The 20,821-nt window shown below is 71.5% G+C and carries 19 protein-coding genes; 14 read left to right on the top strand and 5 right to left on the bottom strand.

Annotated features, from left to right (window positions below):
* Positions 1–174: 174 nt before the first annotated feature.
* The 10 genes from AB0O07_RS14145 (at position 175) to AB0O07_RS14100 (ending at position 8,644) form a co-directional block, all read left to right on the top strand.
* Positions 175–612 carry a hypothetical protein gene (locus AB0O07_RS14145; RefSeq protein WP_365631766.1) on the top strand — a complete coding sequence of 146 codons (438 nt, stop codon included), beginning with the start codon at positions 175–177 and terminating at the stop codon, positions 610–612.
* Between the two features lie 210 nt (positions 613–822).
* Entirely contained in the window at positions 823–1,659 is an 837-nt protein-coding gene (gene atpB / locus AB0O07_RS14140) for a F0F1 ATP synthase subunit A (RefSeq protein WP_365632987.1), read from the top strand.
* Positions 1,660–1,736: 77 nt separating this feature from the next.
* The gene (gene atpE, locus AB0O07_RS14135; RefSeq protein ID WP_365631763.1) at positions 1,737–1,967 is read left to right on the top strand and encodes an ATP synthase F0 subunit C; all 231 of its coding nucleotides are present in this window, start codon (positions 1,737–1,739) and stop codon (positions 1,965–1,967) included.
* Between the two features lie 44 nt (positions 1,968–2,011).
* Entirely contained in the window at positions 2,012–2,566 is a 555-nt protein-coding gene (locus AB0O07_RS14130; RefSeq protein WP_365631761.1) for a F0F1 ATP synthase subunit B, read from the top strand.
* A gap of 2 nt (positions 2,567–2,568) precedes the next feature.
* Positions 2,569–3,384 (top strand): F0F1 ATP synthase subunit delta, encoded by an 816-nt coding sequence (locus tag AB0O07_RS14125; protein ID WP_365632984.1) that lies wholly within the window; start codon positions 2,569–2,571, stop codon positions 3,382–3,384.
* A gap of 164 nt (positions 3,385–3,548) precedes the next feature.
* A complete protein-coding gene (atpA, locus tag AB0O07_RS14120) occupies positions 3,549–5,144 on the top strand; it encodes a F0F1 ATP synthase subunit alpha (RefSeq protein ID WP_365631758.1) in 1,596 nt (531 codons plus the stop codon).
* 20 nt (positions 5,145–5,164) lie between these two features.
* Positions 5,165–6,097, top strand: a complete 933-nt coding sequence (locus AB0O07_RS14115) for a F0F1 ATP synthase subunit gamma (RefSeq protein WP_365631754.1) — start codon at positions 5,165–5,167, stop codon at positions 6,095–6,097.
* On the top strand, positions 6,097–7,551 hold the full coding sequence (atpD, locus tag AB0O07_RS14110; RefSeq protein WP_365631751.1) for a F0F1 ATP synthase subunit beta: 1,455 nt from the start codon (positions 6,097–6,099) through the stop codon (positions 7,549–7,551). The genes AB0O07_RS14115 and atpD overlap by 1 nt, the downstream gene beginning before the upstream one ends.
* Before the next feature lie 121 nt (positions 7,552–7,672).
* Positions 7,673–8,047, top strand: a complete 375-nt coding sequence (locus tag AB0O07_RS14105) for a F0F1 ATP synthase subunit epsilon (RefSeq protein ID WP_365631748.1) — start codon at positions 7,673–7,675, stop codon at positions 8,045–8,047.
* Between the two features lie 150 nt (positions 8,048–8,197).
* Complete coding sequence (locus tag AB0O07_RS14100) at positions 8,198–8,644, top strand: DUF2550 domain-containing protein (protein WP_365631745.1); 447 nt, start codon at positions 8,198–8,200, stop codon at positions 8,642–8,644.
* A 128-nt stretch (positions 8,645–8,772) separates the two neighbouring features.
* On the opposite strand, the gene AB0O07_RS14095 is transcribed toward AB0O07_RS14100, so the two are convergent.
* The 3 genes from AB0O07_RS14095 to AB0O07_RS14085 form a co-directional block, all read right to left on the bottom strand.
* Positions 8,773–10,629: a glycoside hydrolase family 18 chitinase gene (locus tag AB0O07_RS14095; protein ID WP_365631742.1), complete on the bottom strand. Its 1,857-nt coding sequence runs from the start codon at positions 10,627–10,629 to the stop codon at positions 8,773–8,775.
* Between the two features lie 165 nt (positions 10,630–10,794).
* Complete coding sequence (locus AB0O07_RS14090; protein ID WP_365631739.1) at positions 10,795–11,448, bottom strand: response regulator transcription factor; 654 nt, start codon at positions 11,446–11,448, stop codon at positions 10,795–10,797.
* Positions 11,445–12,761 (bottom strand): histidine kinase, encoded by a 1,317-nt coding sequence (locus tag AB0O07_RS14085; RefSeq protein WP_365631736.1) that lies wholly within the window; start codon positions 12,759–12,761, stop codon positions 11,445–11,447. The genes AB0O07_RS14090 and AB0O07_RS14085 overlap by 4 nt, the downstream gene beginning before the upstream one ends.
* Positions 12,762–12,946: 185 nt before the next feature.
* Here AB0O07_RS14085 and AB0O07_RS14080 point away from each other — a divergent pair, with 185 nt between their 5' ends.
* A complete protein-coding gene (locus tag AB0O07_RS14080) occupies positions 12,947–13,537 on the top strand; it encodes a hypothetical protein (RefSeq protein ID WP_365632981.1) in 591 nt (196 codons plus the stop codon).
* 24 nt (positions 13,538–13,561) lie between these two features.
* Here AB0O07_RS14080 and AB0O07_RS14075 read toward each other — a convergent pair whose 3' ends face one another.
* Both AB0O07_RS14075 and AB0O07_RS14070 read right to left on the bottom strand, forming a co-directional pair.
* The gene (locus AB0O07_RS14075; RefSeq protein WP_365631733.1) at positions 13,562–14,134 is read right to left on the bottom strand and encodes a cob(I)yrinic acid a,c-diamide adenosyltransferase; all 573 of its coding nucleotides are present in this window, start codon (positions 14,132–14,134) and stop codon (positions 13,562–13,564) included.
* On the bottom strand, positions 14,122–15,309 hold the full coding sequence (locus AB0O07_RS14070; RefSeq protein WP_365631731.1) for a nucleotide disphospho-sugar-binding domain-containing protein: 1,188 nt from the start codon (positions 15,307–15,309) through the stop codon (positions 14,122–14,124). The genes AB0O07_RS14075 and AB0O07_RS14070 overlap by 13 nt, the downstream gene beginning before the upstream one ends.
* A gap of 78 nt (positions 15,310–15,387) precedes the next feature.
* Between AB0O07_RS14070 and AB0O07_RS14065 the strand changes: the two genes are divergently transcribed.
* The 3 genes from AB0O07_RS14065 (at position 15,388) to AB0O07_RS14055 (ending at position 20,621) form a co-directional block, all read left to right on the top strand.
* Positions 15,388–19,050, top strand: a complete 3,663-nt coding sequence (locus AB0O07_RS14065; protein WP_365631729.1) for an ABC transporter ATP-binding protein — start codon at positions 15,388–15,390, stop codon at positions 19,048–19,050.
* 178 nt (positions 19,051–19,228) lie between these two features.
* The gene (locus AB0O07_RS14060; protein WP_365631727.1) at positions 19,229–20,077 is read left to right on the top strand and encodes a 3-hydroxyacyl-CoA dehydrogenase family protein; all 849 of its coding nucleotides are present in this window, start codon (positions 19,229–19,231) and stop codon (positions 20,075–20,077) included.
* A gap of 220 nt (positions 20,078–20,297) precedes the next feature.
* Positions 20,298–20,621, top strand: coding sequence for an STAS domain-containing protein (locus AB0O07_RS14055; protein WP_066956508.1), 324 nt, complete (start codon positions 20,298–20,300; stop codon positions 20,619–20,621).
* Positions 20,622–20,821 lie beyond the last annotated feature (200 nt).

Raw genomic sequence — 20,821 nt, 5'->3', positions numbered from 1 at the left:
CCACCATGGTAAAGACCTCATCAAATAGTTTGTGATACTGTTCACGAGACCCGGCGACAGAGCCGAAGGACCGGAGTGCGCCGGTCCGTTGGCCCGAGCAACCCACCCTCGGACCGGGCCTACGCTCGTCTGTGACGACACCACCTGCCCCACCCATTCAGCGGAGCTGCCGCCATGCCGTCCAACGACGTCAGGACCCTCCTTCACGCCGCCGTACCCACCGCCGCCGCCGGCGCCGTCGCCGCGGCCGTCAGCGGTGTGGTCGCGGGCGGCAAGGGGGCACTGGGGGCCGTGGTCGGCGCCGTGGTCGTGATCGTCTTCATGGGGATCGGGCTGATGGTGCTCGAACGCACGGCCAAGTCGCTTCCGCACCTTTTCCAGGCCATGGGGCTGATGCTCTACACGGCCCAGCTCCTGCTGCTCGTGATCTTCGTCGGCCTGTTCAAGGACACGACGCTGTTCGAACCGAAGGCATTCGCCTTCACCCTGGTCGTGGCGACCCTCGTGTGGATCGCCGCACAGGCGCGTGCGCACATGAAGGCCAAGATCCTCTACGTCGAACCCGACTCCTCGACGGCCGCCAAGGCCGAGAAGTCGGGGTCCTCGGCGTGAGGGGTAGGGGCGGGATAAGTGCCCGTTCGGGATCCTGCTATCGTCCGGTGCCAACTGCGGCATTGCGGGCGCGGGCATCCGAGCTGACGCCGGTTCTCACGCGAGGCTCTCCGCCCCACCGCTGTTCCCCCATCCGTAACACCAGTCCAGTGCCGAACCGCGGCCGTGCGCCGCGCCGACACAACGAGGTTGCCGTACCTATGCGCCACGCTGAAGGAGCCCGCGGTGAGTGCTGACCCGACGCAGGTGCTCGCCTTCGAGACCGACTGCCACATCTTCTCCGGTTGTGGCTTTCCGGCACCCGGCCTGCACTCGTTCATGTTCGAGCCGATCTTCGGCGACGCGGACAGCAGCCTGTACTTCAACAAGACGATGCTGCTCGCCCTGCTCGGCTCGGTCATCATCGTCGGCTTCTTCTGGGCCGCCTTCCGGAAGCCGAAGGTCGTCCCGGGCAAGCTCCAGATGGTCGCGGAGGCGGGTTACGACTTCGTCCGGCGCGGCATCGTCCACGAGACGATCGGCAAGAAGGAAGGCGAGAAGTACGTTCCGCTCGTCGTCTCGCTCTTCTTCTTCATCTGGATGATGAACCTCTGGTCGATCATCCCGGTCGCGCAGTTCCCGGTGACGTCGATCATCGCGTACCCCGTCGGCATGGCCGCGATCGTCTACGTCCTGTGGGTCTCGCTGACCTTCAAGCGCCACGGCTTCGTCGGCGCCTTCAAGAACTTCACCGGCTACGACAAGTCGCTCGGCCCGGTGCTCCCGCTCGCCATGACCATCGAGTTCTTCTCGAACCTGCTGGTCCGCCCGTTCACCCACGCGGTGCGGCTCTTCGCCAACATGTTCGCGGGCCACACCCTGCTGCTGCTCTTCACGATCGCCAGCTGGTACCTGCTGAACGGGATCGGCATCGCCTACGCCGGTGTCTCGTTCGTGATGGTGCTCGTGATGACCGCCTTCGAGCTGTTCATCCAGGCCGTCCAGGCCTATGTGTTCGTCCTCCTGACGTGCAGCTTCATCCAGGGCGCGCTCGCCGAGAGCCACTGACAAGCCCACCACTTCAGACCCCGCAGACGTCCGGTGGCCAACCCCCACCGGTCCGTGAAAGAGAAGGAAGAATCAGCATGGCTGCCACTGAGACCCTTGCCGCCGTCACCGGCTCCCTCAGCTCCGTCGGTTACGGTCTTGCCGCCATCGGCCCCGGCGTCGGCGTCGGCATCATCTTCGGTAACGGTACGCAGGCCCTGGCCCGTCAGCCCGAGGCCGCCGGCCTCATCCGCGCCAACCAGATCCTCGGTTTCGCGTTCTGTGAGGCGCTGGCCCTCATCGGCCTGGTCATGCCCTTCGTCTACTAGGACGAACCGCGACCACCAGCTTTATTCAGACGAAAGGCATTGATGTGAACCCTCTGGTTCAGCTCGCGGCGGAAGGGGCGGAGAATCCGCTCATCCCGCCGATCCCCGAGCTCGTCATCGGCCTGATCGCCTTTGTCATCGTCTTCGGCTTCCTCGCCAAGAAGCTCCTCCCGAACATCAACAAGGTTCTGGACGAGCGCCGTGAGGCCATCGAGGGCGGGATCGAGGAGGCGGAGGCCGCCAAGACCGAGGCCCAGAGCGTCCTGGAGCAGTACAAGGCCCAGCTCGCCGAGGCCCGGCACGAGGCCGCCCGGCTCCGCCAGGAGGCGACCGAGCAGGGCACCGCCATCATCCAGGAGATGAAGGCGGAAGGTCAGCGGCAGCGCGAGGAGATCATCGCCGCCGGCCACGCCCAGATCGAGGCCGACCGCAAGGCAGCCGCCGCCGCGCTCCGCCAGGACGTGGGCAAGCTCGCCACCGACCTGGCCGGCAAGCTCGTCGGCGAGTCCCTTGAGGACACCGCCCGCCAGAGCCGCACCATCGACCGCTTCCTCGACGAGCTCGAGGACGGCGCTTCGAAGGCCGAGGCCACCCGATGACCGTGCGCGGTGCCAGCCGCGAGGCACAGTCCGCCGCCCGCGAGCGCCTCGACGCGCTGACCGACTCCACGTCGGTCGACGCCGCGAAGCTCGCCGACGAACTGGCCGCCGTCACCGCGCTCCTCCACCGCGAGGTGTCGCTGCGCCGGGTCCTCACCGACCCGGCGCGGAGCGCGGAGTCCAAGGCCGAGCTCGCCGCCTCGCTCCTCCGCGGCCAGGTGGGCGGTCCCACCGCCGACCTGGTCACCGGTATGGTCCGCAGCCGCTGGTCGCAGCCGCGCGACCTGGTCGACTCCATCGAGGAGCTGGCCACGATCGCCGAGCTGACCGACGCCCAGCGGGCCGGCGGACTGGACGAGGTCGAGGACGAGCTGTTCCGGTTCGGCCGCATCGCCGAGTCCAGCCCCGCGCTGCGCTCCGCGCTCACCGACCAGGCGGCGACGGTCTCCGCCAAGACCGCGCTGCTGCACAGCCTGCTCGGCGGCCGGACCAACCCGGCTACCGAACGTCTGGTCGTCCGCCTGGTCACCCAGCCCCGGGGACGTAGCCTGGAAGCGGGTCTCCAGACCCTCTCCCGGCTCGCCGCCGCGCGCCGGGACCGGATGGTCGCGGTCGTCACCTCGGCCGTACCGCTCACCGAAGGCCAGAAGCAGCGCCTCGGCGCCGCACTGGCCAGGCTGTACGGCCACCCGATGCACCTCAACCTCGAAGTGGACCCCGAGGTCCTCGGCGGGGTGTCGGTACGCGTCGGCGACGAGGTCGTCAACGGCACGGTCGCGGAGCGTCTCGAAGAGGCGACCCGGCGGCTCGCCGGCTGAAGCCGGCACGTTTGCAGAGCGTCAGAGTTACAGAGCGACAGAGCACGAAAGCGGCCCGGTTGGGCCGTGCAGAGACTTGCGGAAGATTCCTGGGGGCCGCCCCCAGAGGCAAGAAGCAGACCCCCAAGAAACTTCGGGCCCAACAAGGAGAGCAGGGAACCCAGATGGCGGAGCTCACGATCCGGCCGGAGGAGATCCGGGACGCGCTGGAGAACTTTGTCCAGTCGTACAAGCCGGACGCGGCCTCGCGCGAGGAGGTCGGTACGGTCAGCGTGGCCGGCGACGGTATCGCCAAGGTCGAGGGACTTCCCTCGGCCATGGCCAACGAGCTGCTGAAGTTCGAGGACGGCACCCTCGGTCTCGCCCTCAACCTCGAGGAGCGCGAGATCGGCTCGATCATCCTCGGTGAGTTCAGCGGTATCGAGGAGGGACAGACGGTCACCCGTACCGGCGAGGTCCTCTCCGTGGCGGTCGGCGAGGGGTACCTCGGCCGCGTCGTCGACCCCCTCGGCAACCCGATCGACGGTCTCGGAGAGATCGCGACCGAGGGCCGCCGCGCCCTCGAACTGCAGGCCCCCGGCGTCATGGTCCGCAAGTCGGTCCACGAGCCGATGCAGACCGGCTACAAGGCCGTCGACGCCATGGTGCCGATCGGCCGCGGCCAGCGCCAGCTCATCATCGGCGACCGCCAGACCGGCAAGACCGCCCTGGCCGTCGACACGATCATCAACCAGCGCGACAACTGGCGCTCCGGCGACCCGAAGAAGCAGGTCCGCTGCATCTACGTCGCCATCGGCCAGAAGGGCTCCACCATCGCGTCCGTGCGCGGCGCCCTGGAGGAGGCCGGCGCGCTGGAGTACACGACCATCGTCGCGGCCCCCGCGTCCGACCCGGCCGGCTTCAAGTACCTGGCGCCGTACACCGGTTCGGCCATCGGCCAGCACTGGATGTACCAGGGCAAGCACGTCCTCATCATCTTCGACGACCTCTCGAAGCAGGCCGACGCCTACCGCGCCGTCTCCCTGCTGCTGCGCCGCCCGCCGGGCCGTGAGGCGTACCCGGGCGACGTCTTCTACCTGCACTCGCGTCTGCTGGAGCGCTGCGCCAAGCTCTCCGACGAGCTGGGCGCCGGTTCCATGACGGGTCTGCCGATCGTCGAGACGAAGGCCAACGACGTCTCCGCGTTCATCCCGACCAACGTCATCTCCATCACCGACGGCCAGTGCTTCCTGGAGTCCGACCTCTTCAACGCCGGCCAGCGGCCCGCGCTGAACGTCGGTATCTCGGTCTCCCGTGTCGGTGGCTCCGCCCAGCACAAGGCCATGAAGCAGGTCTCCGGACGGCTCCGTGTGGACCTCGCCCAGTACCGCGAGCTGGAGGCGTTCGCCTCCTTCGGCTCCGACCTGGACGCGGCCTCCAAGGCCTCCCTGGAGCGCGGCAAGCGCATGGTCGAGCTGCTGAAGCAGCCCCAGTACGCGCCGTACCCGATGGAGGAGCAGGTCGTCTCCGTGTGGGCGGGCACCACCGGCCGCATGGACGACGTACCGGTCGAGGACATCCGCCGCTTCGAGGGCGAGCTGCTGGAGTACCTGCGCCGCGAGCGCAAGGAGCTGCTGACCAGCATCGCCGAGGGCGGCAAGATGTCCGACGACACGCTCCAGTCGGTCGGGGACGCCATCGCCTCCTTCAAGCGACAGTTCGAGACGTCGGACGGGCAGCTCCTCGGAGACGACGCGCCGGCCGTCAACGTCTCCAAGTGACGACGGAAGGGACCTGACTCATGGGAGCCCAGCTCCGGGTCTACAAGCGTCGCATCAAATCCGTCACCGCGACCAAGAAGATCACCAAGGCGATGGAGATGATCGCCGCCTCGCGCATCGTCAAGGCGCAGCGCCAGGTGGCGGCATCGACGCCGTACGCGACCGAGCTCACCCGCGCGGTGACCTCGGTGGCGACCGGCTCCACGACCAAGCACCCGCTGACGACCGAGGTCGAGCGGCCCACCCGGGCCGCGGTCCTGCTCATCACGAGCGACCGCGGACTGGCCGGCGGCTACTCCTCGAACGCCATCAAGGCGGCCGAGGCCCTGACGACCCGGCTCACCACCGAGCGCAAGGACGTCGACACGTACATCGTGGGGCGCAAGGGAGTCGCGTACTACGGCTTCCGTGAGCGTCCGGTCGCGGACTCGTGGACGGGCTTCACGGACAACCCCACCTACGCGGACGCGAAGGCGGTGGCCGCCCCGCTCATCGAGGCGATCACCAAGGACACGGCCGCGGGCGGGGTGGACGAGATCCACATCGTCTTCACCGAGTTCATCTCGATGATGACGCAGACCCCGATCGAGAACCGGCTGCTGCCGCTCACCCTTGAGCGGTCCACGGCCGAGGAGTCCGCCGAGGTCTTCATGCGGGGCGGCGGGGTCCTTCCGCTGTTCGACTTCGAGCCGTCGGCGGAGGACGTCCTCGACGCCCTGCTGCCGCGCTACGTCGAGAGCCGTATCTACAACGCGCTGCTCCAGGCCGCGGCGTCCAAGCACGCCGCGACCCGCCGCGCGATGAAGTCGGCGACCGACAACGCCGGAGAGCTGATCAAGACGCTCTCCCGGCTTGCCAACGCGGCCCGCCAGGCCGAAATCACCCAGGAAATCAGCGAGATCGTCGGTGGCGCGAGCGCCCTGGCCGACGCGACCGCGGGGAGTGAAAATTAATGACGACCACAGTTGAGGCGGCCACCCCGGGGAGCACGGCCGCGGGCCGCGTCTCCCGGGTCATCGGCCCGGTCGTCGACGTGGAGTTCCCCGTCGACGCGATGCCGGAGATCTACAACGCGCTGCACGTCGAGGTGGCCGACCCGGCCGAGGACGGCAAGCTCAAGACGCTGACCCTCGAAGTCGCCCAGCACCTGGGCGAGGGCCTGGTCCGCGCGGTCTCGATGCAGCCCACCGACGGTCTGGTCCGCCAGGCCCCGGTGACCGACACCGGCACCGGGATCACCGTGCCCGTCGGTGACATCACCAAGGGCAAGGTCTTCAACACCCTCGGCCAGATCCTGAACGAGCCGGAGGCCGAGGCGCAGGTGACCGAGCGGTGGCCGATCCACCGCAAGGCCCCGGCCTTCGACCAGCTCGAATCGAAGACCGAGATGTTCGAGACCGGCCTGAAGGTCGTCGACCTGCTGACCCCGTACGTCAAGGGCGGCAAGATCGGTCTGTTCGGTGGTGCGGGCGTCGGCAAGACGGTCCTCATCCAGGAAATGATCATGCGTGTGGCCAAGCTGCACGACGGTGTCTCGGTGTTCGCCGGTGTCGGCGAGCGCACCCGTGAGGGCAACGACCTCATCGACGAGATGACCGACTCGGGCGTGCTGGACAAGACCGCGCTGGTCTTCGGCCAGATGGACGAGCCGCCGGGGACGCGTCTGCGGGTCGCGCTCTCCGCGCTGACCATGGCGGAGTACTTCCGCGATGTGCAGAAGCAGGACGTGCTGCTCTTCATCGACAACATCTTCCGCTTCACCCAGGCCGGTTCCGAGGTCTCCACGCTGCTCGGCCGTATGCCGTCCGCGGTGGGGTACCAGCCGACCCTGGCGGACGAGATGGGTGTGCTCCAGGAGCGCATCACGTCGACCCGTGGCCACTCGATCACCTCGATGCAGGCGATCTACGTGCCCGCCGACGACCTGACCGACCCGGCCCCGGCCACGACCTTCGCGCACCTCGACGCGACGACCGTGCTGTCGCGTCCGATCTCGGAGAAGGGCATCTACCCGGCGGTGGACCCGCTGGACTCGACGTCCCGCATCCTGGACCCGCGGTACATCTCGCAGGAGCACTACGACGCGGCCAGCCGCGTCAAGGGGATCCTCCAGAAGAACAAGGACCTCCAGGACATCATCGCGATCCTCGGTATCGACGAACTGGGCGAGGAGGACAAGCTCGTCGTCCACCGGGCCCGCCGTGTCGAGCGCTTCCTGTCGCAGAACACCCACGCCGCCAAGCAGTTCACCGGCCTGGACGGTTCGGACGTGCCGCTGGACGAGTCGATCGCCGCGTTCAACGCGATCTGCGAAGGGGAGTACGACCACTTCCCCGAGCAGGCGTTCTTCATGTGCGGTGGCCTGGACGACCTGAAGGCCAAGGCCAAGGAACTCGGCGTTTCCTGACGCACGGCGCCGTGAGGGGGGCGGGTTCGACCCGCCCCCCTCCGATGCCCTCATCGACACCCCATAGAATTGAAGCCAACACCCGGCGGACCTCGCCGGGTGGTGACCCGAGGAGCCACCCATGGCTGCTGAGCTGCATGTCGAGCTGGTCGCCGCGGACCGTCAGGTCTGGTCGGGCGAGGCCACGCTGGTCGTCGCGCGTACCACCTCCGGCGACATCGGCGTCATGCCCGGTCACCAGCCGCTGCTCGGTGTGCTGGAGTCGGGCCCGGTGACCATTCGTACGAGTGACGGTGGCACGGTCGTCGCGGCCGTCCACGGAGGTTTCCTGTCGTTCGCCGACAACAAGCTCTCGCTGCTCGCCGAGGTCGCGGAGCTCGCTGACGAGATCGACACCCAGCGCGCCGAGCTGGCGCTGGAGCGCGCGAAGTCGGGGGAGGACGACGCCGCCGAGCGTCGCGCCGCCGTCCGGCTCCGTGCGGTGGCGGCGCGATAGGCGCCGGCACAACGGATTCACCCTCAGCCGCGGCTCGCTCCGGACCCCTCCGGACCGGGTCGCGGCTGAGGCGATGCGGGTGCGGTTCTGCTCCGGTGCGGTTCTGTTCCGGTGACTGGTTGACTGGATGAAGCGAGGAGGTCGGTACGGATGGTCCTCGCTCTGCTTGTCTGCGGACTGGTCGTCGTCCTGATTGCGGGAGGGCTCTTCGTCTTCGCCCTGCGCCGGCGGCTGATCCAGCGCTCCGGGGGCACCTTCGACTGTAGTCTGCGGTGGAATGTCCCGGAGGAGCCGGACCTCTCCGGCAAGGGCTGGGTGTACGGGGTGGCCCGCTACAACAGCGACCGGATCAACTGGTTCCGGGTCTTCTCGTACGCGCTCCGCCCCCGCCGCACCCTGGAGCGCTCCGCGATCGAGGTACTGGCCCGCCGTGCCCCCGAGGGCGAGGAGGAGCTGGCGCTCCTCTCCGACGCGGTGATCCTGGCGTGTACGCACCACGGGGTGCGGGTGGAGCTGGCGATGAGCGACGACGCGCTCACCGGGTTCCTCGCCTGGCTGGAGGCGGCGCCGCCCGGGCAGCGGGTCAACGTCGCCTGAGGCGACGCCGCCTGAAACACCGGCGGGTACGGCTCAGGGGCGGCCCCGCGGGTGCGGGGCCGCCCCTTCTCCGTACCGGTGGATCAGCGGGTCCGTACCGCCGGACCGTACGGTCGTGCGGTCAGCGGCTAGCCGAGCCCGCTGTTGACCGCCGACACCAGTTCGCCGTTGGCGGTGTCACCGCTGAACTCCCAGAAGAACGCGCCGCCCAGGCCCTGCTGGTTGGCCCAGGCCATCTTGGAGGTGATGGTCGCCGGGGTGTCGTAGCTCCACCAGTTGCTCCCGCAGTGCGCGTACGCCGTCCCGGCCACGGTGCCGGTCGCCGGGCAACTGGTCTTCAGGACCTTGTAGTCCTCGATGCCCTGCTCGTACGTGCCGGGGGCGGCCCCGCTCGCCGAACCGCCGGGCGCCGCCTGGCTCACCCCGGTCCAGCCGCGTCCGTAGAAGCCGATGCCGAGCAGCAGCTTGTCGGCGGGCACGCCCTGCGCCCTGAACCGGGCGATCGCGTCGGCGGAGGTGAACCCCTGCTTCGGGAGGCCGGTGTAGGAGGTGAGCGGGGAGTGCGGGGCGGTCGGGCCCTGGGCGTCCCAGGCGCCGAAGAAGTCGTACGTCATGACGTTGAACCAGTTCATGTACGGTGCGGCGCCCGCGTAGTCGACCGCGTCTATCTTCCCGCCGGACGAGCCGTCCGCCGTGACGGCCGCCGTGACCAGGGCGCCGGTGCCGAACTTGGCGCGCATCGCCTGCATCATGGTCTTGAAGACGGCCGGGCCGCTGGTGTCGCAGGAGAGGCCGCAGGCGTTCGGGTACTCCCAGTCGAGGTCGATGCCGTCGAAGACATCGGCCCAGCGCGGGTCCTTCACCAGGTCGTAGCAGGACTGGGCGAAGGCGGTCGGGTTCTTCATCGCCTCGCCGAAGCCGCCGGACCAGGTCCAGCCGCCGAAGGACCAGAGGACCTTGAGGTGCGGGTACTGGGCCTTGAGCTTGCGGAGCTGGTTGAGGTTGCCCCGGAGCGGCTGGTCCCAGGTGTCGGCGACGCCGTCGACGGCCTGGTCGGCGGTGTACGCCTGCTCGATGGCGGCGTAGCTGTCGCCCATGGCGCACTTGCCGCCGGTGACATTGCCGAACGAGTAGTTGATGTGGGTGATCTTGGCGGCGGAGCCGGAGGTGGCGAGGTTCTTGACCCGGTAGTTGCGGCCGTAGACGCCCCACTCGGTGAAGTACCCCATTTTCACCTTGTCGCCGGTGCCGGGCCCGCCCGGGTCGCTCGTACCGGTCGTACGGACCGCGCGGGCGCCGCTGACCGGGCCCGTCTGGTCGGCGGTGTCACGGGCCTGGACGGTGTACGAGTAGTCGGTGCCGGGCCGGAGTCCGGTGTCGGTGTACGTGGTCCCGGTGACCGTGGCGACCTTCGCGCCGTCGCGCAGCACGTCGTAGTTCTTGATGCCGTTGTCGTCGGTCGCGGCCGTCCAGCTCAGGGTGACCGAGGTGTCGGTGATGTTGCTCGCGGTGGGTGTGCCGGGCGCGGTGGGCGGGTTGTCGCCGGGGACGCCCGGACCGCCGTCGCAGGAGACGCCGTTGAGCTTGCAGCCGGTGGGGGCGCCGGAGCCGGTGCCGTTGAAGCCGAAGCTGACGGAGGCCCCGGCGGCGAGGGTGCCGTTCCAGGACTTGTTCTTGGCGGTCCAGTGGGTGCCGGAGCCGGTGATGTCGGCGTCCCAGCCGGAGGTGACGGCGGTGCCGGAGGGGAAGTCCCACTCGACGGTCCAGGAGTCGAGGGCGGTGGTGCCGGTGTTCTGCACCGTCCACTTGCCCTCGAAGCCGGTGCCCCAGTCGGAGACCTTGGTGTACGTGGCGGTGGCGGAGGCGGCGGCCTGGGCGGGGGCGGCCAGCGCGACGAGGGCGGCGAAGGGGAGCAGCAGGGCGGTCAGCGCCGCGGTGACGCGGCCTCCGGGGCGGGGTCTGTGGGGGGTACTTCTGGTGGTCAAGGCGTGCTCCTCGGGTGAGTACCTGGTGGGTACGTACCGGTGGTGAGTTCACGCTGCGAGGCTCACCGCAGTGTGTGCGGTGAGAGTAGGAAGGTCTGGACCAGTCGTCAATAGGTCCAGACCAAAGCTGGAGGGTGGCGCCGGGCCGTCCCGGGAGCCTGCCGGTCAGATGCCCAACTCCTGGGCGAGTACGGCCGCCTGGACCCTGCTGCGCAGACCGAGCTTGCCGAGCACCCGGCTCACATGGGTCTTCACGGTCGCCTCCGCCATGGCGAGCCGGCCCGCGATCTCCGCGTTCGACAGCCCTTCGCCCAGACACGAGAGCACCTCGCGCTCCCGGCGGGTCAGCCCGTCCAGCACCGAGAGATCGCGCCCGCCGGCCGCCCGTCCGGGGCGTACGGAGGCGAACTCCGCGATCAGCCGCCGGGTGACCGCCGGGGCGATCAGACCCTCGCCGCGCGCCACCGTCCGTACCGCCTCGACCAGCCCGGCGGCCTCGGTGTTCTTCAGCAGAAAGCCACTGGCGCCCGCGCGCAGCGCGCCGAAGACATACTCGTCCAGGTCGAAGGTGGTCAGGACGAGGACGTCGGCCAGCCCCTCGGCGACCACCTGCCGGGTCGCCGACACCCCGTCGAGGCGCGGCATCTGCACATCCATCAGCACCACATCGGGACGGAGCTCCCGGGCGAGCGCCACCGCCCGCTCGCCGTCCCCGGCCTCCCCGACCACCTCGATCCCGGCGGCGCTGCGCAGGATCAGCACCAGTCCCGCCCGTACCGCCGCCTGGTCCTCCGCGACCAGCACCCGGACCGTCGTCATCGCCCACCGTCCCCTTCCCCGGCCGTCTCCGATGCCCCGGTGGCCCCGGTGGCCCCGACGGGCAGCTCCGCCCGTACCACCCACACCGTGCCCGTGCCGTCCGCCGCGGGGACCGGGCCCGCGGTGAACTCCCCGTCGAGCAGCGCCACCCGCTCCCGCATCCCCACCAGACCCGCGCCGGAGCCGGGGGCGCGCGGTCCCGGCCGGGGGCCGAAGGGGCTGCTGACCCGGACGGTCAGGGCGCGGCCGGTGCGCGCCACGTCGACGGCGACCGTGCCGGGCGCCGCGTGCTTGAGCGCGTTGGTCAGCGACTCCTGGACGATCCGGTACGCGGCCAGCTCGACCGGGGCGGGCAGCGGGCCACCGCCCTCCCGCGCCCCGCCGTCGCGTGCTCCGTCCGCGCCGAGCGGCAGGCCGGTCAGGGTGAATCCGAGCCCGCTGGCGGCTCCGTTCGTACGGGCCTGCTCCACCAGCGTGTCCACCGTCTCCAGGGTCGGCCGGGCGGCCGGCTCCCGCTCGGTGCCGCCCGCGCCGTCCCGCAGCAGCCCGATCAGCCGGCGCATCTCGGCCAGCCCCTCCACACTGTTCTCCCGGATGACCGCGAGCGCCTCTCTGCTGGTCTCCGGGTCGTCGAGGGAGAGCGCGGCGGTCGAGTGGATCGCGATCGCCGAGAGGTGGTTGGCGACCATGTCGTGGAGCTCCCGCGCCATCCGGGCCCGCTCGGCGGTGACCGCCTGGGTCCGGTCGACCTCCGCGAGCAGCGCGGTCTGCTCGGCCCGCAGCCGCGCCGCCTCGGCCGCGTCGCGGTGGTTCCGTACGACGGCGCCGGTGGCGGCCGGGGTGAAGGTGACCAGGGCGGTGGCCACACCGATCAGCAGCGCCTCCACGGTCTGGAGCCAGGCGGTGAACCCGACCGTCACCGCGACCGTGAGGTACACGGTGGTGCGCGGGATCCGGCGGGCGGCGGCCGGGGTTCCGTAGAGCACGGCGGCGTAGACGACATCCGTGAACATCAGCACGGTGGCCACACTGCCCGTGGTGCAGAGGTCCGCCGCCAGCGCGGCCGTGGCGACCGTGAGCGCCGTACGCGGCGCCGTCCTGCGCAGCACCTCCGTCCCGGCCGTCACCACGAGCGGCAGCAGCACCCATGCCCCGGGGGCCGGCGCGGCCCCGCGCATGTGCAGCCCGACGCCCCAGAGCGCGAGGCCGCCGACGAGCCCGGCCGCCGCGATCAGCACATCGTGGCGGTGCGGACGGAGGGCGTACGGGCGGGCGGCGTACGGGCGGGGGAGCCGGCGGATACGGGCGGTCACCGTTCCATCCAACAGGGTGCGCGGCCCGGCGTCCTCCTCACCCCGGGGGAGCCGCACTCCATCGAAGGATGCAGTGCCCTCTCCTCACCGGCGACGACGCGGCGCGGGCCCGGGGCCGGGAGGCTGGACGCCGTACCCGCCCCTCGGGGCCCGCCCCTCGTACGACGAAGGAAGAAGAGAACGCCGTGATCGTCACCCTGGTCATCATCTGTGAGGCCGGCTTCTGGGTGCTGCTGGCCGCCGGGCTCGCGCTCCGCTACCTCGCGGGGCGGAAGCGGCTGGGCGCCGCCGTGCTGCTGATGGAGCCGGTGCTGGAGCTGGTCCTGCTGGTGGCGACGGCGGTGGACCTCAGGAACGGCGCCGAGCCCGACTGGAAGCACGGCCTCGCGGCGCTCTACATCGGCTACACCGTCGCCTACGGCCACTCCACGGTGACCTGGCTCGACGGGCACGCCGCCCACCGCTTCGGGGGCGCCCCGCGCCCCGCGAAGCCCCCTCGGTACGGCGCGGCCCGCGCCCGCCACGAGGGCAGGCTCTGGCTCCGTACCGTCCTCGCGGCGGCCGTCGCCGTCGCCCTGCTCCAGTGCGCCGTCTGGTACGTGGGCGGCGCGAACGACACCGGGCCGCTCACCGCCTGGCAGCTCTCCGCGGCCCAGCTCGTCGGGGTCCACGGGGCGGTCGCCCTGACGTACACGCTCTGGCCGAAGAAGCCCCCGAAGGGGCGGGACGGCGGGCAGGGCGAGGCGGCCGGGACGGCCGCGTCCGCCCGGCGCTGACCCCGTACCCGTCCCGTACCCGCCTCAGCGCTCGCCGCCCGGGACCCAGAGCACGTCCCCGACCTCCTTGTTGGCCACGCGGGCCAGGATGAAGAGGAGGTCGGAGAGGCGGTTGAGATAGGTCGCCGTCAGCGCGTTCATCGTGTCGCCGTGCTCCGCCAGCGCCGCCCACGTCGAGCGCTCCGCCCGCCGCACCACCGTGCACGCCTGGTGGAGCAGGGCGGCGCCGGGGGTGCCGCCGGGCAGGATGAAGCTGTGGAGCTTCGCCAGCCCGGCGAGGAAGTGGTCGCAGTCCGCCTCCAGCTTGTCGATGTACGCCTGCTCCACCCGGAGCGGCGGAAACTCGGGCTCGGCGACCACCGGCGTGCAGAGGTCGGCCCCCACGTCGAAGAGGTCGTTCTGGACACGGACCAGGACCTTCACCACCTCCTCGGAAAGGTCTCCCAGGGCGATCGCCGTGCCGATGGCGGCGTTGGCCTCGTTGGCGTCCGCGTAGGCGGCGATCCGTACATCGGTCTTGGCGGTACGGCTCATATCGCCCAGCGCGGTCGTGCCCTGGTCGCCGGTGCGGGTGTAGATGCGCGTCAGATGAACCATGCGGTCAGGTTACGGCGCCCGCGCCGCCCGTGGCCGAGGGCGAGTTCGACGAGGCGGGGCACGGTCTCCCCGGGGCTGGGCGTCGTGGCCATCTCCCGGGCCACGTCCCGGGCCGCCGCGCGCAGGGCCTCGTCGGTCAGGAGCCGGTCGACCAGGGCGGGGGTGAGGTCGCCGGGGTCCCCGGGGACCAGGCCGCACCCCCGGGCCCGTACCGCGGCGGCGTTGGCCGGACGGTCGGCGCCCTCGCCGAGGACGATCTGGGGCAGCCCGGAGTCCAGCGCCGTCAGGGTGGTCCCGGCGCCGCCGTGGTGGACGACGGCATCGCTCCGCGCGAGCAGCAGGCTCAGCGGGATCCACTCCGTGGTCCGTACGTTGTCAGGGAGTTCGCCCAGGTCGGCGAGGTCGCCGCCGCCGAGCGCGAGGACGAACTCGGCGTCCGTCTCGCGGGCCGCCTCGACCACCCACTTCACCGGCGAGACCCCGTCCACGACGGGCCGCACCGTACCGAGGGTGACCGCCACCCGGGGGCGCTCGCGCGGGGCCGTGAGCCAGTCGGGGACCCGGCCGCCGCCGTTGTACGGCACGTACCGCAGGAACCAGCGGCGCGGCTCCGCCGTGACACTCATGCTCGGCGGGGTGACATCGAGCCAGGCGGCGACCGGGTCGGGGCCTTCGAGGCCGTACCGGGCGTAGACCGGGGCCAGGGTGGCGTTCACCATCCCGACATGGGCCGCCGTGTGCCCGAAGCCCACCGCGTGGAGCACGGACGGCACCCGGAGACGGGCCGCCGCCACCTGGCCGGCGACCCCGAGCGGGGTGTGGACGACGAGATCGGGGCGCCACTCCTCGGCGACGGCGACCGTACGGTCGGCCATCTCGGCGGCGAAGAAGGAGAACCCGCCGCCCTTCCCCGGTGCCTTCGGTGCCGCCCCGCGCTCGCCCGGCGCCGGCGGTCTGCGGTTCCCCCGGTTCCGCTCCATCTCGGCGTAGAGCGCGTCCGGGTCGATCCCCGGCGCGCAGTCGACGGCGACGAGTCCGGCGCGCTCGGTGTGGCCCACGGCCGCGCCGGAGGTGGCGACCAGGACCTCGTGCCCCGCCGCCCGGAGGCCGTGGGCCAGGGGGATCAGGGGATACAGGAGGCCGAAGAACGGCGGGGCGGCAAGCAGGACGCGCATGTCTCCTCTTCTCGTCGCTGACGGTCTCGGCGACCGGGCGCCGCCGAACGGGAGATTAGGTTAGCCTAAGCTAAGTTCATGTCCACGGGATCGCGACCTCAACCGGGCGGCATGCGACGGCTCCTGGCCTCCTGCCGTCACCACCCCGGCCTCCTCACCGCACTTGTCCTCGGCTCGGTCCTCGGCACCGGCCTCGAAGCCGTGGGGCCGCTGCTGACCGGGCTCGCCGTCAACGACGCGGTGGCCGGCCGGCTGGACCGGGTCGGCGTCCTCGCCGCCGTCCTCTGCGCCCTCGCCGCCGTCCAGTTCGGCGCCGAGTTCACCCGCCGCTATGTCGCCGGGAAACTCGCCCTCGCCGTCCAGCACCGGCTCCGTACCGACGTGTTCGCCTCGATCCAGCGGTACGACGGGGTCCGCCAGGACGCGTTGCGCACCGGCCAGGTCGTCTCCCGCGCCAACAGCGACCTCCAGCAGATCCAGACGATGCTCGGCATGCTCCCCGTCCCCATCGGCGTGACCGCCCAGTCCCTCGTCGCCGTCGCCGCCATGCTCTGGCTCTCCGCGCCGCTCACCCTGGTCGCCCTGACCGTCGTCCCCGCCCTCGCGTACACCGCCGCCCGCAGCAGGAAGCGGCTGGTGCCCGGGACCCGGGCCGGACAGGCCCAGGCGGCGGCCGTCGCCGAACACGTCGAACAGACCGTCACCGGCGTACGGGTCGTCAAGGCCTTCGGCCAGGAGGACGCCGAGACCGACCGGATGGCCCGCGCCTGCCGCACCCTCTTCGGCCGCCGCCTCGTCGTCGCCCGCCTCCAGGCCACCGCCACCGCCACCCTGTCCGCGCTCCCCGCCGCCGGACAGGTCGCGCTCTTCGCGCTCGGCGGCTGGCTCGTCCTGCGCGGCACCATCGACATCGGCACCTTCCTCACCTTCGCCGGCTATCTGACGCTGCTCGCCGGGCCCGCCCGGCTCCTCGCGAGCTTCACCGTCAACGCCCAGCAGGCCCGCGCCGCCTGCGACCGGGTCTTCGAACTGATCGACGCGCGCCCCGACATCACCGACCACCCGCACGCCCGCGACCTCCCCGAAGGCCCCCTGGAGCTCGAACTCCGCGCCGCCACCTTCGGATACGCGCCCAGCGACCCGGTGCTCCGCGAGGTGTCGCTGACCGTGCGGCCCGGCGAGACCCTCGCCGTCGTCGGCCCCCCGGGCTCCGGCAAATCCACCGTCTCCCTGCTGCTCAGCCGCTTCTACGACCCCCAGCGCGGCAGCGTCCGGATCGGCGCCCCCGGCGACCCCGCCGACCTCCGTACCGTACGGCTCGACTCGCTGCGCGCCGCCGTCGGCTCCGTCTTCGAGGACCCGTTCCTCTTCTCCTGCTCCCTCCGCGACAACATCGCCCACGGCCGCCCCGGCGCCACCGACGCCGAGGTGGAGGCCGCCGCCCGGGCCGCCGACGCCCACGGGTTCATCTCCGCCCTCCCCGACGGCTACGCCACCGAGGCGGGGGAGCGGGGCACCCAGCTCTCCGGCGGCCAGCGCCAGCGCGTCGCCCTCGCCCGCGCGCTCCTCACCGACCCCCGGATCCTCGTCCTGGACGACGCCACCTCCGCCGTCGACCCGGCCACCGAGGCCGTCATCCAGCGCGCCCTGCGCCAGGCCGCCGCCGGGCGCACCACCGTCGTCATCGCCCACCGCCGCTCCACCCTCGCCCTCGCCGACCGGATCGCCGTCCTCGACGGCGGACGCCTCGTCGACTGCGGTACGGAGGCCGAACTCACCGAGCGGTGCGCCCTCTTCCGGGAACTGCTCGCCGGACCCAGCGGCAGTGTGGACGAACGCGTCACCACCGGGGAGGCGGCGGCCGGCGTCACCCCGGAGCTCTGGCCCGTCCCGGCGCCAGCCAAGGCCCCGGACGGCGAGGTCCTGGACGAGGAACCCGGCCTGGACGAGGGGGAGTTGCGCGCGCCCGCCGCCGGGCTCACGCTGCGCGCGCTGCTCCGCCCCGTACGCGGGCCCCTGCTCCTCGGCCTCGCCCTCCTCGCCGCCGACACGGCCGCCGCCACCGCGCTGCCGCTCCTCGTCCGCCACGGCCTCGACTCCGGCGTCTCCGCCGGGGAGGGCGGCGTCCTCGCGCTCTGCGTGGCGCTCGCCGCCCTCGCGGTCGCGGTGAGCTGGAGCGCGACGACGACCCAGATACGGGTCACCCGCCGGGCCGGCGAGCGGGTCCTGTACGGGCTGCGCGTCCGCACCTTCGCCCAGCTCCAGCGGCTCGGCCTCGACTTCTACGAGCGCGAACGCGGCGGCCAGATCATGACCCGGGTCGTCAACGACATCGACGCCCTCGCCGCCTTCCTCCAGAACAGCCTGCTGACCTCCGTCGCCTCCCTGGTCACCCTCCTCGGCGCCGCCTGCGCCATGACCGTCGTCCACCCGCCGCTCGCCCTCGCCGCACTCGCCCTGCTCCCGCTGGTGCTCGGCGCCACCGTGGTGTTCTGGCGGCTCTCCTCGGCCGCGTACGATGACGCCCGGCGCCGGATCGGAGAGGTCAACGCCTCGCTCCAGGAGAACGTCAGCGGACTCCGCACCGCCCAGGCGCACGGCCGTGAGCAGGGCGCCGCCGACGACTTCGGCCGGCTCTCCGACGCGTACCGCGCCTCCCGGCTGCGCGCCCAGCGGTACGCCTCCGTGTACTTCCCCTGCGTCAGCCTCGCGGCCGAACTCTCCCGCGCCCTCGTGCTCCTCGTCGGCGTCCACCGGGTCGCCGACGGCCGGCTCTCACCGGGTGTCCTCGTCGCCTTCCTGCTCTACCTGGGCATGTTCTTCGGGCCGGTCCAGCAGCTCTCGCTCACCTTCGACGCCTACCAGCAGGCGTCGGTGGGGCTCCGCCGCACCCTCCAGCTCTTCGGCTTCCGCCCCTCCGTGACCGCCCCCGCCGACCCCGACCCGCTCCCCGGACGGCTGCGCGGCGCGCTGGAACTGCGCGGCGCCTCCCTCACCTACCCCGGCGCCGACCGGCCCTCGCTGAGCGAGATCGACCTGCGGATCGAGCCCGGCGAGACCGTCGCCGTCGTCGGCACCACCGGCGCCGGCAAGTCCACCCTGGTCAAACTGCTCGCCCGGTTCGCCGACCCGGACCGGGGCACCGTCCTCGCCGACGGTACGGACATCCGCCGCTGGCCCGTCTCCGGCTACCGGCGGCTGCTCGGCTACGTACCGCAGGAGCCCCATCTGTTCACCGGGGACATCGCCGCCAACATCCGGTACGGCAGGCCCGAGGCCACCGACGCCGAGGTGGAGGCGGCGGCCCGCGCGGTCGGCGCGCTCACCGCCGTCGCCGCCCAGCCGCACGGCTTCCGGCAGCCCGTCGGCGAGGGCGGCCGGGGGCTCTCCGCGGGGCAGCGCCAGCTCATCGCGCTCGCCCGCGCCGAACTCGTCGCCCCCGCCGTGCTCCTGCTCGACGAGGCCACCGCGGCGCTCGACCCGGCCACCGAGGAGGCCATCGCCCGCGCCGGGGAGCGCGCGGGGGAGCGCGCCGGGGAGGGTGCCGGGGCGCGCCGTACCACCGTCGTCGTCGCCCACCGGCCGGCCACCGCCGCCCGCGCCGACCGGGTCGTCGTCCTCGACCACGGCCGCATCGTCGAACAGGGCTCCCCCGAGCGGCTGCTCGCCGAGGGCGGCGCCTACGCCCGGCTGTGGCGCACCGAAAGTTCCGGTGAAAGTTCCCGTGGCGTGAAGGTGTGAAAAGCGGTCACGGGGGTAACCGCCCCGGCGTGCCGGTGTGATGTCCGTCATGTGAGACGTGACGCGCATCTCTTCACCGTTACACGGCGCTCCGCGACCGCTAACCTCCCGCACAGGCAGCGCGAGCACATACGCGTGACATCTGAACAGAAGCCGAACGGGAAACGTGGGGTGCCTTGTGGCCAGGAAGCTCGCCGTCGTCGGAGCCGGACTCATGGGAGCCGGAATCGCGCAGGTCGCGGCCGCGTCGGGCTGGGATGTCGTCCTGCGTGACGTCACGGAGGCGGCGCTGGCCCAGGGCGTCGAGCGGATCCGGGGCTCGTACGGGAAGTTCGTCGCCAAGGGCCGGCTCGAAGAGGCCGACGCCGACGCGGCGCTCGCCCGTATCACCACGACGACCGACCTCGACGCCGCCGCCGACGCGGACATCGTCGTCGAGGCCGTCTTCGAACAGCTCGACGTCAAGCACGAACTCTTCCGCACCCTCGACACGCTCGTGAAGGACGACACCGTCCTCGCCTCCAACACCTCGGCCATCCCGATCACCAAGATCGCGGCGGCCACCGGGCGTCCGGAGCGCGTCGTCGGGACCCACTTCTTCTCACCGGTGCCGATGATGGCCCTGTGCGAGCTGGTACGCGGCTACAAGACCAGCGACGAGACCCTCGCCACCGCACGGGAGTTCGCCGAGTCGCTCGGCAAGACCTGTGTGGTCGTCAACCGCGATGTCGCCGGGTTCGTCACCACCCGGCTGATCACCGCGCTCGTCGTGGAGGCGGTGAAGCTCAAGGAGTCGGGCGTCGCCACCGCCGAGGACATCGACCTCGCCTGCAAGCTGGGGTTCGGGCACGCCATGGGCCCGCTCGCCACCGCCGACCTGACCGGGATCGACATCCTGCTGCACGCGGCGGGCAACATCTACGCCGAGACGCAGGACGAGAAGTTCGCCGCCCCGGAGCTGATGCGCCGGATGGTGGACGCCGGTGACATCGGACGGAAGAGCGGGCAGGGCTTCTACCCGCACTGACCGGCCGCCCGGAGCACGCGCACTGACCACGCGCGCGCCGACCGGTCACTCCACGGGGTGAATTCGGTATCGGTTCGCCAACGGACGGCAACTTCTCGGGCCGCCGGAGTGTCAGTTGATGGAAGAACAAGAGAAGAACAGCAGCGCGGAACGGCGGATCAGAAGAGCGGAAGAGCCGACCAGACGCAGTCCGGAGCACGGAAACTCTCGGGGAGTACACATGCATATCAGGGGCGACCACGCCGAGCTGGTCGTCGGGGGCCGCCTCGACGTCCGCAGCGCGGCGGACGCCCGTACGGTCCTGCACTCGGCCGTCGACGACGGAGCCGGCGACCTGGTGCTGGACCTGACCGAACTGGACTCCTGGGACGCCACCGGACTCGGCGTCATCATGGGAGCCCACCGACGCGCGGGGCGGTGCGGCCGGAGGCTTGTGCTGAGGGGTGTCCCCCCGCAGATGCAGCGTCTGCTGGTGGCCACCCGGCTGCACCGCATCCTCGCCATCGAGGGCGGTATCGCGGCGGAATCGCTTCCCCGGGTCTGACCTGGGGCGGCGCGGGCCCCACCAGGCCACGCGCACACCGCTCGCACAATCCTCACGAGACCGTGATGTGGCCGAAGCGCTGCCATCCCGGCTGTTCGTAGATACTGTGCGAGGGGTCAGGACCCGGCCGAGAGCGGCGACGGGGACCCCGGGGGAGCGGACCGGACCGGAAGCAACAGGATGAGGCGTGTGAGACCGGG

The organism is Streptomyces sp. NPDC093085 (assembly GCF_040683935.1).
Taxonomy (GTDB): Bacteria; Actinomycetota; Actinomycetes; order Streptomycetales; family Streptomycetaceae; genus Streptomyces.
The sequence above is the reverse complement of the archived record's forward strand: the minus strand, read 5'-3'. Positions and strand labels throughout refer to the sequence as shown.

Coding starts and splice junctions, on each gene's coding strand:
- AB0O07_RS14145 (WP_365631766.1), top strand. CDS start 175: ATGCCGTCCAACGACGTCAGGACCCTCCTTCACGCCGCCGTACCCACC.
- atpE (WP_365631763.1), top strand. CDS start 1,737: ATGGCTGCCACTGAGACCCTTGCCGCCGTCACCGGCTCCCTCAGCTCC.
- atpA (WP_365631758.1), top strand. CDS start 3,549: ATGGCGGAGCTCACGATCCGGCCGGAGGAGATCCGGGACGCGCTGGAG.
- AB0O07_RS14115 (WP_365631754.1), top strand. CDS start 5,165: ATGGGAGCCCAGCTCCGGGTCTACAAGCGTCGCATCAAATCCGTCACC.
- atpD (WP_365631751.1), top strand. CDS start 6,097: ATGACGACCACAGTTGAGGCGGCCACCCCGGGGAGCACGGCCGCGGGC.
- AB0O07_RS14105 (WP_365631748.1), top strand. CDS start 7,673: ATGGCTGCTGAGCTGCATGTCGAGCTGGTCGCCGCGGACCGTCAGGTC.
- AB0O07_RS14100 (WP_365631745.1), top strand. CDS start 8,198: ATGGTCCTCGCTCTGCTTGTCTGCGGACTGGTCGTCGTCCTGATTGCG.
- AB0O07_RS14090 (WP_365631739.1), bottom strand. CDS start 11,448: ATGACGACGGTCCGGGTGCTGGTCGCGGAGGACCAGGCGGCGGTACGG.
- AB0O07_RS14075 (WP_365631733.1), bottom strand. CDS start 14,134: ATGGTTCATCTGACGCGCATCTACACCCGCACCGGCGACCAGGGCACG.
- AB0O07_RS14070 (WP_365631731.1), bottom strand. CDS start 15,309: ATGCGCGTCCTGCTTGCCGCCCCGCCGTTCTTCGGCCTCCTGTATCCC.
- AB0O07_RS14065 (WP_365631729.1), top strand. CDS start 15,388: ATGTCCACGGGATCGCGACCTCAACCGGGCGGCATGCGACGGCTCCTG.
- AB0O07_RS14055 (WP_066956508.1), top strand. CDS start 20,298: ATGCATATCAGGGGCGACCACGCCGAGCTGGTCGTCGGGGGCCGCCTC.